Consider the following 12,877-nt stretch of genomic DNA (forward strand, 5'->3'; position numbering starts at 1 on the left):
TCCCGGAGTCCGGAGGCGGCCGGATAGGCTCGCCCCCGATGGACACCGAAGCACCTCACACGCAGCGCGGCCACTCTTCCCCCGTCGAGGGGGACGGGCGGCCGCGTTTTGCGTTCCCCCGGAGCGGGCGGACGGCCGGCGCGCGACCCCTCACCTGGCGCCGCGCCGGAGTGCTCGGTGTGATCTGCACCGTCTTCCTGCTGCTGTTCAGCAATTTCGTGGTCCAGCCCTTCCTGATCCCGAGCCGCTCCATGGCGCCGACGCTCCAGGTCGGCGACCGGGTACTGGTCAACAAGCTGGCGTACCGTTTCGGCGAACAGCCGCGCCGGGGGGACGTGGTGGTCTTCGACGGCACGGGCTCCTTCGTACGGGAGCGCCCCGACGGCAATCCGATCGGCACCGTGCTGCACGGTGCGGCCTCGGCGCTCGGGCTGGCCGAGCCGTCCGACACCGACTTCGTGAAGCGGGTCGTGGGGGTCGGCGGCGACGATGTGGTGTGCTGCGACGCCGGCGGGCGGGTGGCGGTCAACGGCGTGCCGCTGGAGGAGCCGTACCTCCATCCCGGCGACGCGCCCTCGGCGGTGCCCTTCCGGATCGTCGTACCGCTCGGGACGCTGTGGGTCATGGGTGATCATCGTTCCCAGTCCCGGGATTCCCGGGACCATCTGGGGGAGCCGGGCGGGGGGATGGTGCCAGTGGAGAAGGTGATCGGGCGGGCCGACTGGATCGGTTGGCCGCTCTCGCGCTGGGACGACATCGGTGGTGGTCATGGGTAGCCGCGGGCGGTCGAAGGGCGGACGGGACTGGGACTTCGAGCCCGAACCCGAGCCGGAGCCCACCCCGGCCCCGGTGGTGGAGGGCGGCCGGGTGGAGGGCGGCCGGGCCGAACGGCGCCGGACGGCCCGCAAGGTGCGCCGGCGCCGCCGCACGCGCCGGGCCGGCGAGGTGCCGCTGCTGGTGGTCGTGGCGCTGTGCATCGCCCTGCTCCTCAAGACCTTCCTGGTCCAGGCCTTCTTCATTCCGTCGGGCTCGATGGAGCAGACGATCCGGATCGGCGACCGGGTCCTGGTGGACAAGCTGACGCCGTGGTTCGGCTCCGAGATCGAGCGCGGCGACATCGTCGTGTTCAAGGACCCCGGCGGCTGGCTCAAGGGCGAGGCGGCCCGTCCGCCCAAGGACCCGATCGTGGTCAAGCAGATCAAGCAGGCACTGACCTTCATCGGCCTGCTGCCCTCGGCCGATGAACAGGACCTGATCAAGCGGGTCATCGGCGTCGGCGGGGACACCGTCAAATGCTGTGACAGCCAGGGCCGGATCACCGTCAACGGATCGCCCCTCGATGAGCCGTACGTGAACCCGGGCGACACCCCTTCGGACAGCACGTTCGAGGTGCAGGTGCCGGAGGGCCGGCTCTTCGTGATGGGCGATCACCGCGCGAACTCGTCCGACTCCCGGTTCCACCTCGACGAGGGCTTTCAGGGCACCATCCCCGAGAGCGGGGTGGTCGGGGAGGCCGTCGTGATCGCCTGGCCCTACGGGCACTGGACCCGGCTGGAGCAGCCGGCGACCTTCCGGATGGTCCCCGATCAGGCACGGCGCGAGGGACGCGGCCGACGACGGCGCCGTCGGGGCGCGCCGTTCGCATAGTGTGTCCTCGGTCTCCCGCGCCTTAGGGAACTCCCGCTCGTTAAGGGAGGGGAGGGCCCGTGCCGGCTTCGGCGCGGGCGGCAATCGCGAGTGAGGAGTGGATGTGGGGGACGTGGCGGTAGGCGCACGGTCCGGACGCGACGAAGGCGAGGAGCGGCCGGACGACGCCGTCGAGCGCGAGACCGAGGAGGACGGCGATGCCAGGGAGCACGCGCACCGGTCCTTCTGGAAGGAGCTCCCGCTCCTCATCGGCATCGCCCTGCTGCTGGCCCTGCTGATCAAGACGTTCCTGCTCCAGGCGTTCTCGATCCCGTCGGCCTCGATGCAGAACACCCTGCAGATGGGGGACCGGGTGCTGGTGGACAAGCTGACCCCGTGGTTCGGCTCCGAGCCGGAGCGCGGCGAGGTCGTCGTCTTCCACGACCCCGCGGACTGGCTGTCGGGGCAGCCCACTCCCGAGCCGAACATCCTCCAGCAGGTGCTCAGCAAGATCGGCCTGATGCCGGACGCCTCCGAGAAGGACCTGATCAAGCGGGTCATCGCGATCGGCGGGGACACGGTCGAATGCAAGAAGGGGGGACCGGTCGTCGTCAACGGCAAGGAGCTGGACGAGCCGTACATCTACCCCGGCAACACCCCGTGCGACGACGCCCCGTTCGGCCCGATCACCGTGCCCAAGGGCAAGATCTGGGTCATGGGTGACCACCGGCAGAACTCCGAGGACTCCCGCTACCACCAGCAGGACTCCACCAAGGGCTTCGTCCCGGTGGACAAGGTCGTCGGGCGCGCCGTGGTGGTCGCGTGGCCGGTCACCCGCTGGGCCACCCTGCCGGTCCCGGACACCTTCGACCAGCCGGGCATCGGCAACCAGGCCGCGGCGACCGCGCTCGGCCTCGGGGCCGCCGGACTGGCCCCGGTCGGGCTCGGCCCGGCCGCGCTGGGGCTCGTGGGAGCCGTCCCGCTCGTCATGTGGCGCAGGCAGAAGCTGACCAGCGGCCGTACCGACGGGTAGGGTGCCGCCCAGGTCGACGATCCCGGAGTGTGGGGGCGCTGCAATGGGCGGAACACAAGCAATACGCAGTGGCAAGGATGGCCGCGGCGGTCTCGGCAATGTGCTGTCGGGAATCGCCGTGGCCATCGGCTTTGCGCTCTTCCTGGGCGGTTTCGTGTGGGGGGCGGTCGTCTACCGGCCCTACACGGTCCCCACCGACTCGATGATGCCCACGGTGCGGCCCGGGGACCGGGTGCTGGCGCAGCGCATCGACGGCGCCGAGGTGCGCCGCGGGGACGTGGTCATCTTCACCGATTCCCTGTGGAGCGATTCCCCCATGGTCAAGCGGGTCGTCGGCATCGGCGGCGACGTCGTGAAGTGCTGCGGCGCGGCCGGCGAGCTGACGGTCAACGGCAACCGGCTGGACGAGCCGTACGCCGACACCACCAAGCCGGACACGGGCCTGGACATGCCGCCCGGACAGACCGCGCCCTCCGGGACCCCCTTCGAGGTGGCGGTCCCCGAGGGCAACCTCTTCCTGATGGGCGACCGGCGGGCCGCCTCCCTGGATTCCCGGGCCCACCTGCAGGAGACCGGGCAGGGCAGCGTGCCCCGATCGGCCGTCAGCGCCCGCGTCGACGCCCTGGCCTGGCCCTCCGTGTCGATGCTGGAGCGGCCGGCCACGTACGCCGCCCTGCCCGGCGGGATCTCGCGGCCCGGGCCACTGCGCCTCCAGGTGGCGGCGGTGCTGGCCGGGGCCGCCCTGGTGGTGCTGGGGGCCGCGTACGGGCCGGTCGCACGGGTCCTCGCGCGCGGACGGCGACAGGAGCGGGCCGGTGTCCGCTGACCCGGCCGCCGGGCACGGCCGCCGGAAGGTGTCGCGGGTGATCCTGCTGGACCCGGCCGACCGGATCCTGCTGCTGCACGGCTTCGAACCGGCCGACCCCTCCGACGACTGGTGGTTCACCCCCGGAGGCGGGCTGGAGGGGACCGAGAGCCGGGAGCAGGCCGCACTGCGCGAGCTGGCGGAGGAGACCGGGATCACGGAGGTGGAGCTGGGCCCGGTGCTGTGGCACCGCTACTGCTCCTTCCCCTTCGACGGGCGGCGCTGGGAACAGGACGAGTGGTACTTCCTCGCCCGGACCGCGCAGACCGAGACCGAGATGGGCGGCCTCACCGAGCTGGAGCGGCGCAGCGTCACCGGAGCCAGGTGGTGGACCTCCGAGGAACTTCTCGCGGCCCATGAGACGGTGTACCCGACCAGACTCGCCGAGCTGCTCCGTACGCTGCTCGACGACGGTCCTCCGGGTGAGCCGGTGGTCCTGGCCCCGGAAATCGTTTAGGGGCGCAGGGGCCTGGCGCACAATAGGGGGACGCACGGCTGAAGGGGAACATGCCATGAGTGCCGAGGACCTCGAAAAGTACGAGACCGAGATGGAGCTGAAGCTCTATCGGGAGTACCGCGACGTCGTCGGGCTGTTCAAGTACGTGATCGAGACGGAACGCCGTTTCTACCTCACGAACGACTACGAGATGCAGGTGCATTCGGTTCAGGGGGAGGTCTTCTTCGAGGTCTCCATGGCCGACGCCTGGGTCTGGGACATGTACCGGCCGGCCCGCTTCGTGAAGCAGGTGCGGGTGCTGACCTTCAAGGACGTGAACATCGAGGAGCTCAACAAGAGCGATCTCGAACTGCCCGGCAGCTGAGGGCGGGCACCGGCCGGGCCGCCTCACCCGCAAGGGTGAGGCGGTTGTCCACAATTGCCGGACCGTCCACCAAGATCCACAAGGTGGGCCGGGGTGCGGGACCGTCGGTGCCGGAGGTGGTGCCGGATGAACGCGAAGTGCGTGGCACAGCAGGCATTGGGGCGGTACGGCGAGGAACTCGCGGCACGGCGGCTGACCGAGGCCGGGATGACGGTGATCGCGCGGAACTGGCGGTGCCGCGGCGGCGAGATCGACATCGTCGCCCGGGACGGGGACGCCCTCGTCGTGTGCGAGGTCAAGACCCGCCGGGCGGGCGCGTTCGAGCATCCCATGGCAGCCGTACGGCCCGCCAAGACCGAGCGCTTGCGCACGCTCGCCGGGCGCTGGCTCGCCGACCACGGCGGACCACCCCCGGGCGGGGTGCGCATCGACCTCGTCGGGGTCCTGCTGCCGCGGCGCGGCGCCCCCCAGGTGGAACACGTCAGGGGGGTGGCCTGATGGGGTTCGCGCGGGCCTGCTCGGTGGCCCTGGTCGGCGTCGACGGGGTGGTGGTCGAGGTACAGGCCGACCTGGAACCCGGCGTGGCCGCCTTCACCCTGGTGGGGTTGCCGGACAAGACCCTGGTCGAGAGCCGGGACCGGGTGCGGGCGGCCGTGGTCAACTCGGGAGCGGCCTGGCCGCAGAAGAAGCTCACGGTCGGACTGAGCCCGGCCTCCGTACCGAAATCCGGCGCCGGCTTCGACCTGGCCGTCGCGGCGGCCGTGCTCGGGGCCGCCGAGGTGGTCGACCCGGGCGCGATCGCCGACCTCGTCCTGATCGGGGAACTGGGGCTGGACGGCCGGGTGCGCCCCGTCCGCGGAATCCTGCCCGCGGTCCTCGCCGCGGCGGAGGCCGGCTACCGGCAGGTGGTGGTGCCGCAGCAGTGCGCGGCCGAGGCCGCGCTCGTACCGGACGTCTCGGTCCTCGGCGTACGCAGCCTGCGCCAGCTCATCGCGGTCCTGACCGGCGGGGAGATCCCCGAGGAGGAACCCTGCGACCCGCCCGGCAGGCCGGACCCGATACTGGCCGGACTGCTCGTCCCGGGGGCGGGACTGGGCACGGGCCTCGCCCGGGGCCGGCCCGGCCGGGAGGACGGCACGGACTTCCCCGACCTCGCGGACGTGGCCGGGCAGCACACGGCGCGCCGCGCCCTGGAGGTGGCGGCCGCCGGAGGACACCACCTGTTCCTCAGCGGACCGCCCGGAGCGGGCAAGACCATGCTCGCCGAACGGCTGCCCTGGCTGCTGCCGCCGCTCACCCGTCAGGATTCCGTGGAGGTCACGGCCGTCCACTCGGTCGCGGGAATCCTCCCGCCCGGCGAACCGCTGGTCGCCAGACCGCCCTACTGCGCGCCGCACCATTCGGCGACCATGCAGTCCCTGGTGGGCGGCGGGACCGGGATCCCCAGGCCCGGGGCGGTCTCCCTGGCCCATCGGGGCGTTCTCTTCCTGGACGAGGCCGCGGAGTTCCACAGCCGGGCGCTGGACGCGCTGCGGCAGCCCCTCGAATCGGGACACGTGGTCATCGCCCGCGCCGCCGGAGTGGTAAGGCTGCCCGCCAGGTTCCTGATGGTGCTTGCCGCCAACCCGTGCCCGTGCGGGCGCCACACCCTGCACGGAGCCGGCTGCGAATGCCCGCCTTCGGTGATCCGGCGTTACCAGGCGCGGCTGTCCGGGCCGTTGCTCGACCGGGTGGACCTGAGGGTGGAGGTCGAGCCGGTGACCCGCTGCGACCTGCTGGGGCAGGGCGGCCGCGGGGAATCCACCGCGGTGGTCGCCGACCGGGTGCGTCAGGCCCGGGAGCGCGCCGCGGCCCGGCTCGCCGAGACGCCGTGGCGGCTCAACTCCGAGGTGCCCGGGCAGGAACTGCGCACCCGGTGGCAGGCCGGGCCCGGCGCGCTGGCCCCCGCCGAGCGCGATCTGGAACGGGGACTGCTGACCGCGCGCGGGCTGGACCGGGTGCTGCGGGTCGCCTGGACCGTGGCCGACCTGCGGGGGCGGGACCGGCCCGAGGCGCTGGACGTGGCCGTGGCGCTGGAGCTGCGGACCGGGATCGCCCGCGGGGCGATGTCGCTGCCGGGGGCCCGGACATGACCGGCTCCGGGGACGCGGAACTGCTGGCGCGGGCGGCGCTCACCCGGGTGCTGGAGCCCGGCGACGCGCACGGCGGGCGGTGGCTGCGCGAGTTCGGGGCGGTGCGGCTGATACGGCTGCTGTCCGACCCCGGGGCGGAGCCGGACACTCCGTCCGGCGTGGGCCCCGAGCGGCTCGCCGGCTACCGCAGACGGGCGGCGCTGGCCGATCCCGAGCGGGACCTCGCCGATGTTGCCGAGGCGGGGGGCCGGTTCGTCCACCCGGGATCGGCGCAGTGGCCGACCCAGCTCGACGACCTGGGCGACGAGAGGCCCGTCGGACTGTGGCTGCGGGGCCGGCCGAACCTGCGCACCTGGGCGCTGCGTTCGGTCTCCGTGGTCGGGGCCCGCGCCTGCACCCCGTACGGCGCGCACATGGCCCAGACCCTGGCCGCCGGACTCGCCGAGCGGGGCTGGGTCGTGGTGTCCGGCGCCGCGTTCGGGATCGACGGCGCCGCCCACCGAGGGGCCCTCGCCTCGGGCGGCGCGACCGCGGCGGTGCTGGCCTGCGGCGTGGACGTCGCCTACCCGCGCGGACACGCCGGGCTGCTCGGACGGATCGCCGGGCAGGGCCTGATCCTGGGGGAGCTGCCACCGGGCAGCCACCCGACACGCAGCCGGTTCGTCCTGCGCAACCGGGTCATCGCCGCCCTCACCCGGGGCACGGTCGTCGTGGAGGCCGCGCACCGCAGCGGTTCCCTGGTCACGGCCCGGCGGGCGCAGCGCCTGGGACGGTTCACGATGGGCGTCCCCGGACCCGCCACCAGCGGGCTCTCCGCCGGGGTGCACGAACTGCTGCGGGGCGAGGCCGTGGTCGTCACCGACGCGGCCGAGGTGGTCGAGCTGGTCGGGGCCATGGGCGAGCTGGCGCCCGAGCGGCGCGGCCCTGTGCTCGCCCGGGACCTGCTGGACCCGGACACCGCCCGTGTGCTCGAAGCACTGCCCGCCGGCCGTCCGGCGGCCGTGGCCGAGCTGGCACTTGCCTCCGGCACCGGCGCCGATGAAGTCATCGGCAGACTGTACGAACTTCACTCTCTGGGGTTCGTCGAACGGCAGGGCGACGGCTGGCAGTTGAGCAGACAAACGGCTGGAGGAGGCACACAAACCGGAGCCGCCCGGCGAGGCGGTCGTTGACCTGGGGTGTTCCGGTGAAAGAGTGAAACCGATGAGAGACGCGGTCTTCCCGGTGGCGGTCGCCGGGACCGAGCGCCAGGCGCCGGTCCCGGGGCGCCCGCGCGAGTCCGGGCGCCTCCCGGCCCCCGCGCCATCCCGTACTCTTCGCGCACCGCGACAATCTCGTCACGCTACGCTCCCAAGGAATCCGGCTCCGGCAAAGGCGAAGCATGCCCCAGCACACCTCAGGGTCCGACCGCGCTGCGGTGCCCCCCGCTGCCCGAGGCAGCGTGCGGTCCACCGCGCCCTCGTCCCTGGAGGTGCTGTGGCGCTCGTACAAGGAATCGGGTGACGAGCGGCTGCGGGAGCAGCTGATCCTGCACTATTCGCCCCTGGTGAAGTACGTGGCCGGCCGCGTCAGCGTGGGCCTGCCGCCCAACGTGGAGCAGGCCGACTTCGTCTCCTCCGGGGTCTTCGGGCTGATCGACGCCATCGAGAAGTTCGACATCGACCGGTCGATCAAGTTCGAGACGTACGCGATCACCCGGATCCGCGGCGCGATGATCGACGAGCTGCGGGCGCTGGACTGGATCCCGCGCTCGGTCCGCCAGAAGGCGCGCGCCGTGGAACGGGCCTACGCCACGCTGGAGGCCCAGCTGCGGCGCACCCCGACCGAGAGCGAGGTCGCCGGGGAGATGGGGATCGGGGTGGAGGATCTCCACACCGTCTTCAGCCAGTTGTCGCTGGCCAACGTGGTCGCCCTGGAGGAGCTGCTGCACGTCGGCGGGGAGGGCGGCGACCGCCTCTCGCTGATGGACACCCTGGAGGACACCGCCGCCGACAACCCGGTGGCGGTGGCCGAGGACCGCGAGCTGCGGCGCCTGCTGGCGCGGGCCATCAACACGCTGCCCGAGCGGGAGAAGACCGTGGTGACCCTCTACTACTACGAGGGCCTCACGCTGGCCGAGATCGGCAACGTCCTCGGCGTCACCGAGAGCCGGGTCAGCCAGATCCACACCAAGTCCGTCCTGCAGTTGCGCGCGAAGTTGGCAGATGTGGGGAGGTGAGCTTGCGCCACCTCCGTACAGTGGATGCGTGCCCAGGATTCGAGCGGCCTCCGTGGCCGAGCACCGGTCGATGCAGCGCGGCGCCCTCTTGGACGCTGCGCGGTCCCTGCTGTCCGAAGGCGGGACGGAGGCGCTGACCTTCCCCGCCCTCGCGGAACGCACCGGGCTCGCCCGGTCCTCCGTGTACGAGTACTTCCGCTCCCGCGCCGCCGTGGTCGAAGAACTGTGCGCCGTGGACTTCCCCGTGTGGGCCGCCGAGATCGAAGCGGCGATGGAGCACGCCCCGTCGCCGGAGGAGAAGATCGAGGCCTACGTGCGCAGCCAGTTGGGGCTGGTGGGCGACCGGCGGCACCGGGCGGTCGTGGCCATCTCGGCCAGCGAGCTCGACGCGGGGGCCCGCGAGAAGATCCGCGCGGCCCACGGCGGTCTCGTGGCGATGATCGTCGAGGCACTGAGCTCCCTGGGGCACGCGGAGCCGCGACTGGCCGCGATGCTGTTGCAGGGGGTCGTGGACGCCGCTGTGCGGCGGATCGAGCTCGGCGCCGCCGAGGAACCCGCCGTCGTGACGGAGGCCGCCGTCGCCATGGCCCTGCGGGGCGTCCGGGGCTGAGGCCCCGGGGCTCCGCCCCGGACCCCGCGCCTCAAACGCCGGCGGCGCTGGACCCGGCCGGCAGGAGCCGGGGCGTCGGGCGGGGAAGCATGCTCAGCGGGTTGAGGTAGGTCTCGCCCGCCAGAAGGCCCCAGTGCAGGCACGGCGCCGGGCAGTGCGAGCCTTCCGTCAGAACCGCCACCACCTGGCCTGCCACGACCTGCTCGCCCTCCGTGACCAGGGGGCGGACCGGCTCGTAGGTGGTGCGCAGCCCGTTCGGCAGGGCCAGCGAAAGCACGCCGCGCCCGGCGACAAGCCCGGCGTGGTGGACCCGGCCGGCCGCGACCGCCCGGACCTCCGCACCCACCGGCGCGGACAGGTCCACACCGCGGTGACCGGCCGCGTAGGGGGTCGGCGGCGGGTCCCACCAGCGGGCCACCGACAGCGGGGCGGGCAGCGGGCGGACCCCGGGAAGAGCCGACTGGGCCAGGGCCAGGAGCAGGCTGAGCAGCAAGGTCGTCATGGACCCCAGCGTCCCCCGCACCCCCGGACCGCCGCCCCGGCCTGTGGACGACCGCGGCGTTGTGGACAACGGCGTCACCCGGCATACCGCCGGGTCCCGTACACTTCTTGTGGCGATCCGGGTCACCGGGTCGACTTCGCACGCCCCGGCGCCAGGCTGAAACAGCCAGGTGACAGCGTCTCTCGGTCCCTCATGGGGGCAGGGCGCGGTGGGGCGTCAGGAACCAAACCGAGAAACCAAGGAGATGGCCATGGCCGTCGTCACGATGCGGGAGCTGCTGGAAAGCGGCGTCCACTTCGGTCACCAGACCCGCCGTTGGAACCCGAAGATGAAGCGCTTCATCTTCACGGAGCGCAACGGCATCTACATCATCGACCTGCTGCAGTCGCTGTCGTACATCGACCGCGCCTACGAGTTCGTGAAGGAGACCGTCGCGCACGGTGGCTCCATCATGTTCGTCGGTACCAAGAAGCAGGCCCAGGAGGCCATCGCCGAGCAGGCGACGCGCGTTGGTATGCCGTACGTCAACCAGCGCTGGCTGGGTGGCATGCTCACCAACTTCTCCACCGTCTACAAGCGCCTTCAGCGTCTGAAGGAGCTTGAGGCGATCGACTTCGAGGACGTCGCCGCCTCGGGTCTCACCAAGAAGGAGCTCCTGGTCCTCTCCCGCGAGAAGACCAAGCTGGAGAAGACCCTCGGTGGTATCCGCGAGATGTCGAAGGTCCCCAGCGCCGTCTGGATCGTCGACACCAAGAAGGAGCACATCGCCGTCGGTGAGGCGCGCAAGCTCCACATCCCGGTCGTCGCGATCCTCGACACCAACTGCGACCCCGACGAGGTCGACTACAAGATCCCGGGCAACGACGACGCGATCCGTTCCGTCACCCTGCTCACCCGCGTGATCGCCGACGCCGTCGCCGAGGGCCTCATCGCCCGCTCCGGCGCTGCGACCGGCGACTCGAAGCCGGGCGAGAAGGCCGCCGCCGAGCCGCTCGCCGAGTGGGAGCGCGACCTGCTCGAGGGTGAGAAGAAGGCCGACGAGACCGAGGCCGCCCCGGCTGCCGAGGCTGTCGTCGAGGCCCCGGCCGTCGAGGCCCCGGCCGCCGAGGCTGTCGAGGCCCCGGCCGCCGACGCCGAGCAGGCCTGACCCACTGAGGGCGCCCGGCGTTCACCCGCCGGGCACTCGCAGTACGGACGATGACGGCGGGGGAGCCGCGCCACAAGCGCGGCGCCTCCGCCGTTCACCCGTAGATCTACGACTTCGAGAGAGAATCACAGACTCATGGCGAACTACACCGCCGCTGACGTCAAGAAGCTCCGCGAGCTCACCGGCGCCGGCATGCTGGACTGCAAGAACGCGCTCGTGGACGCCGACGGTGACGTCGACAAGGCCCAGGAAGCGCTCCGCATCAAGGGCCAGAAGGGCGTCGCCAAGCGCGAGGGCCGTTCTGCCGAGAACGGCGCGGTCGTCTCCCTCATCGCCGACGACAACACCTCCGGTGTCATCGTCGAGCTGAAGTGCGAGACCGACTTCGTCGCCAAGGGCGAGAAGTTCCTGGCCGTCGCCAACCAGCTGGCCGCCCACGTGGCCGCCACCTCCCCGGCCGACATCGAGGCGCTGCTCGCGTCCGAGATCGAGCCCGGCAAGACCGTCACCGCTTTCGTCGACGAGGCCAACGCCAACCTCGGCGAGAAGATCGTCCTGGACCGCTTCGCGCAGTTCAGCGGCGGCTACGTGACCGCGTACATGCACCGCACGATGCCCGACCTGCCGTTCCAGATCGGCGTCCTGGTCGAGCTCGACAAGGAGAACGCCGAGGTCGCCCGCGGCGTCGCGCAGCACATCGCCGCGTTCGCCCCGCAGTGGCTGTCCGCCGAGGACGTCCCGGCCGAGAAGGTCGAGTCCGAGCGCCGCATCGCCGAAGAGGTCACCCGCGCGGAGGGCAAGCCCGAGGCTGCCATCGCGAAGATCGTCGAGGGTCGCGTCAACGGCTTCTTCAAGGACGCCACGCTGCTCGGCCAGGCGTACGCCCTGGACAACAAGAAGTCCGTCCAGAAGGTTCTGGACGAGGCCGGTGTCACCCTGAAGCGCTTCACCCGCATCAAGGTCGGCATCTGAGTCCGTCCGTACGCGACGGACACCGGACCCCGGTAGGGTCTGAAGCAGTCGTCCGCGCTTGCGCGAGGCGACCGCAGATCTGACGAGGAGGCCATTGCCGTAGAGGGAACCGCAAGGACCCACCGGCAATGGCCTTCTTCGTATGTGCACGAGGAGATCTCCATGAATCAGGGCGTGGACCCCCACACCGCATCCGACGACAAGAGCGACCAGGACAAGAAGGGCCGCCGCTTCATGCTGAAGCTGTCGGGCGAGGCCTTCTCCGGCGGCGGAGGACTGGGCGTCGACCCCGACGTCGTCCACGCCATCGCGCGTGAGATCGCCGCGGTGGTCCGCGACGGCGCGGAGATCGCCGTCGTGATCGGCGGCGGCAACTTCTTCCGCGGCGCCGAACTCCAGCAGCGCGGCATGGACCGGGCCCGGTCCGACTACATGGGCATGCTCGGTACCGTCATGAACTGCCTCGCGCTCCAGGACTTCCTGGAGAAGGAGGGCATCGACTCCCGCGTGCAGACGGCCATCACCATGGGCCAGGTGGCGGAGCCGTACATCCCGCTGCGTGCCGTGCGGCACCTGGAGAAGGGCCGCGTCGTCATCTTCGGCGCCGGCATGGGCATGCCCTACTTCTCCACCGACACCACGGCCGCCCAGCGCGCCCTGGAGATCGACGCCGAGGCCCTGCTCATGGGCAAGAACGGTGTCGACGGGGTCTACGACTCCGACCCGAAGAAGAACCCGGACGCGGTGAAGTTCGACGCGCTGGAGTACAGCGAGGTCCTCTCCCGCGACCTCAAGGTCGCCGACGCCACCGCGATCACGCTCTGCCGCGACAACAAGCTGCCGATCCTTGTTTTCGAGCTCCTCGCCGAGGGCAATATCGCCCGCGCCGTCAAGGGTGAGAAGATCGGCACGCTCGTGAGCGACCAGGAAACCCGGGCCTGAGCAGTCCGC

At 71.7% G+C, this 12,877-nt stretch carries 15 protein-coding genes; 14 read left to right on the top strand and 1 reads right to left on the bottom strand.

The genetic code is table 11. From position 1 onward, the window contains the following. Nucleotides 1-38 precede the first annotated feature (38 nt). From lepB (ACZ4YL_RS08345) to ACZ4YL_RS08395, 11 genes are all read left to right on the top strand, one after another. Entirely contained in the window at nucleotides 39-776 is a 738-nt protein-coding gene (gene lepB, locus ACZ4YL_RS08345; protein ID WP_468114690.1) for a signal peptidase I, read from the top strand. Continuing rightward, nucleotides 769-1,647 (top strand): signal peptidase I, encoded by an 879-nt coding sequence (gene lepB, locus ACZ4YL_RS08350; RefSeq protein WP_468114692.1) that lies wholly within the window; start codon nucleotides 769-771, stop codon nucleotides 1,645-1,647. Before lepB (ACZ4YL_RS08345) ends, lepB (ACZ4YL_RS08350) begins: the two co-directional genes overlap by 8 nt. A 112-nt stretch (nucleotides 1,648-1,759) precedes the next feature. Beyond that, nucleotides 1,760-2,659 (top strand): signal peptidase I, encoded by a 900-nt coding sequence (gene lepB, locus ACZ4YL_RS08355; RefSeq protein ID WP_468114694.1) that lies wholly within the window; start codon nucleotides 1,760-1,762, stop codon nucleotides 2,657-2,659. A 43-nt stretch (nucleotides 2,660-2,702) separates the two neighbouring features. After that, entirely contained in the window at nucleotides 2,703-3,485 is a 783-nt protein-coding gene (gene lepB / locus ACZ4YL_RS08360; protein ID WP_468114696.1) for a signal peptidase I, read from the top strand. Further along, entirely contained in the window at nucleotides 3,475-3,981 is a 507-nt protein-coding gene (locus tag ACZ4YL_RS08365) for an NUDIX hydrolase (RefSeq protein WP_301366247.1), read from the top strand. The genes lepB (ACZ4YL_RS08360) and ACZ4YL_RS08365 overlap by 11 nt, the downstream gene beginning before the upstream one ends. Nucleotides 3,982-4,036: 55 nt before the next feature. Beyond that, complete coding sequence (locus ACZ4YL_RS08370; RefSeq protein WP_005311352.1) at nucleotides 4,037-4,345, top strand: DUF2469 domain-containing protein; 309 nt, start codon at nucleotides 4,037-4,039, stop codon at nucleotides 4,343-4,345. Between the two features lie 126 nt (nucleotides 4,346-4,471). Then, nucleotides 4,472-4,843 carry a YraN family protein gene (locus tag ACZ4YL_RS08375; RefSeq protein ID WP_468114698.1) on the top strand — a complete coding sequence of 124 codons (372 nt, stop codon included), beginning with the start codon at nucleotides 4,472-4,474 and terminating at the stop codon, nucleotides 4,841-4,843. Then, entirely contained in the window at nucleotides 4,843-6,477 is a 1,635-nt protein-coding gene (locus ACZ4YL_RS08380) for a YifB family Mg chelatase-like AAA ATPase (protein ID WP_468114700.1), read from the top strand. The genes ACZ4YL_RS08375 and ACZ4YL_RS08380 overlap by 1 nt, the downstream gene beginning before the upstream one ends. Then, on the top strand, nucleotides 6,474-7,649 hold the full coding sequence (gene dprA, locus ACZ4YL_RS08385) for a DNA-processing protein DprA (RefSeq protein ID WP_468114702.1): 1,176 nt from the start codon (nucleotides 6,474-6,476) through the stop codon (nucleotides 7,647-7,649). The genes ACZ4YL_RS08380 and dprA overlap by 4 nt, the downstream gene beginning before the upstream one ends. A gap of 209 nt (nucleotides 7,650-7,858) precedes the next feature. After that, a complete protein-coding gene (whiG, locus tag ACZ4YL_RS08390; RefSeq protein ID WP_030012408.1) occupies nucleotides 7,859-8,695 on the top strand; it encodes an RNA polymerase sigma factor WhiG in 837 nt (278 codons plus the stop codon). A gap of 52 nt (nucleotides 8,696-8,747) precedes the next feature. Next, complete coding sequence (locus tag ACZ4YL_RS08395; protein ID WP_468114847.1) at nucleotides 8,748-9,305, top strand: TetR/AcrR family transcriptional regulator; 558 nt, start codon at nucleotides 8,748-8,750, stop codon at nucleotides 9,303-9,305. A 31-nt stretch (nucleotides 9,306-9,336) separates the two neighbouring features. Here ACZ4YL_RS08395 and ACZ4YL_RS08400 read toward each other — a convergent pair whose 3' ends face one another. Continuing rightward, complete coding sequence (locus ACZ4YL_RS08400) at nucleotides 9,337-9,807, bottom strand: M23 family metallopeptidase (RefSeq protein ID WP_468114704.1); 471 nt, start codon at nucleotides 9,805-9,807, stop codon at nucleotides 9,337-9,339. Between the two features lie 250 nt (nucleotides 9,808-10,057). Between ACZ4YL_RS08400 and rpsB the strand changes: the two genes are divergently transcribed. The 3 genes from rpsB to pyrH all read left to right on the top strand — a co-directional run bounded on the left by rpsB (nucleotide 10,058) and on the right by pyrH (nucleotide 12,868). Further along, a complete protein-coding gene (gene rpsB / locus ACZ4YL_RS08405) occupies nucleotides 10,058-10,954 on the top strand; it encodes a 30S ribosomal protein S2 (protein WP_468114706.1) in 897 nt (298 codons plus the stop codon). Between the two features lie 135 nt (nucleotides 10,955-11,089). Continuing rightward, on the top strand, nucleotides 11,090-11,926 hold the full coding sequence (gene tsf, locus ACZ4YL_RS08410) for a translation elongation factor Ts (protein ID WP_301366227.1): 837 nt from the start codon (nucleotides 11,090-11,092) through the stop codon (nucleotides 11,924-11,926). Nucleotides 11,927-12,088: 162 nt separating this feature from the next. Further along, nucleotides 12,089-12,868 carry a UMP kinase gene (gene pyrH / locus ACZ4YL_RS08415; RefSeq protein ID WP_030016384.1) on the top strand — a complete coding sequence of 260 codons (780 nt, stop codon included), beginning with the start codon at nucleotides 12,089-12,091 and terminating at the stop codon, nucleotides 12,866-12,868. Nucleotides 12,869-12,877: the final 9 nt, after the last annotated feature.

It is taken from the genome of Streptomyces sp. NPDC030021 (assembly GCF_055574035.1).

What these genes read in the sequence shown, in the direction of transcription:
- lepB (WP_468114690.1), top strand. Translation starts at nt 39, where the DNA reads ATGGACACCGAAGCACCTCACACGCAGCGCGGCCACTCTTCCCCCGTC.
- lepB (WP_468114692.1), top strand. Translation starts at nt 769, where the DNA reads ATGGGTAGCCGCGGGCGGTCGAAGGGCGGACGGGACTGGGACTTCGAG.
- lepB (WP_468114696.1), top strand. Translation starts at nt 2,703, where the DNA reads ATGGGCGGAACACAAGCAATACGCAGTGGCAAGGATGGCCGCGGCGGT.
- ACZ4YL_RS08370 (WP_005311352.1), top strand. Translation starts at nt 4,037, where the DNA reads ATGAGTGCCGAGGACCTCGAAAAGTACGAGACCGAGATGGAGCTGAAG.
- ACZ4YL_RS08375 (WP_468114698.1), top strand. Translation starts at nt 4,472, where the DNA reads ATGAACGCGAAGTGCGTGGCACAGCAGGCATTGGGGCGGTACGGCGAG.
- ACZ4YL_RS08380 (WP_468114700.1), top strand. Translation starts at nt 4,843, where the DNA reads ATGGGGTTCGCGCGGGCCTGCTCGGTGGCCCTGGTCGGCGTCGACGGG.
- dprA (WP_468114702.1), top strand. Translation starts at nt 6,474, where the DNA reads ATGACCGGCTCCGGGGACGCGGAACTGCTGGCGCGGGCGGCGCTCACC.
- whiG (WP_030012408.1), top strand. Translation starts at nt 7,859, where the DNA reads ATGCCCCAGCACACCTCAGGGTCCGACCGCGCTGCGGTGCCCCCCGCT.
- ACZ4YL_RS08400 (WP_468114704.1), bottom strand. Translation starts at nt 9,807, where the DNA reads ATGACGACCTTGCTGCTCAGCCTGCTCCTGGCCCTGGCCCAGTCGGCT.
- rpsB (WP_468114706.1), top strand. Translation starts at nt 10,058, where the DNA reads ATGGCCGTCGTCACGATGCGGGAGCTGCTGGAAAGCGGCGTCCACTTC.
- tsf (WP_301366227.1), top strand. Translation starts at nt 11,090, where the DNA reads ATGGCGAACTACACCGCCGCTGACGTCAAGAAGCTCCGCGAGCTCACC.
- pyrH (WP_030016384.1), top strand. Translation starts at nt 12,089, where the DNA reads ATGAATCAGGGCGTGGACCCCCACACCGCATCCGACGACAAGAGCGAC.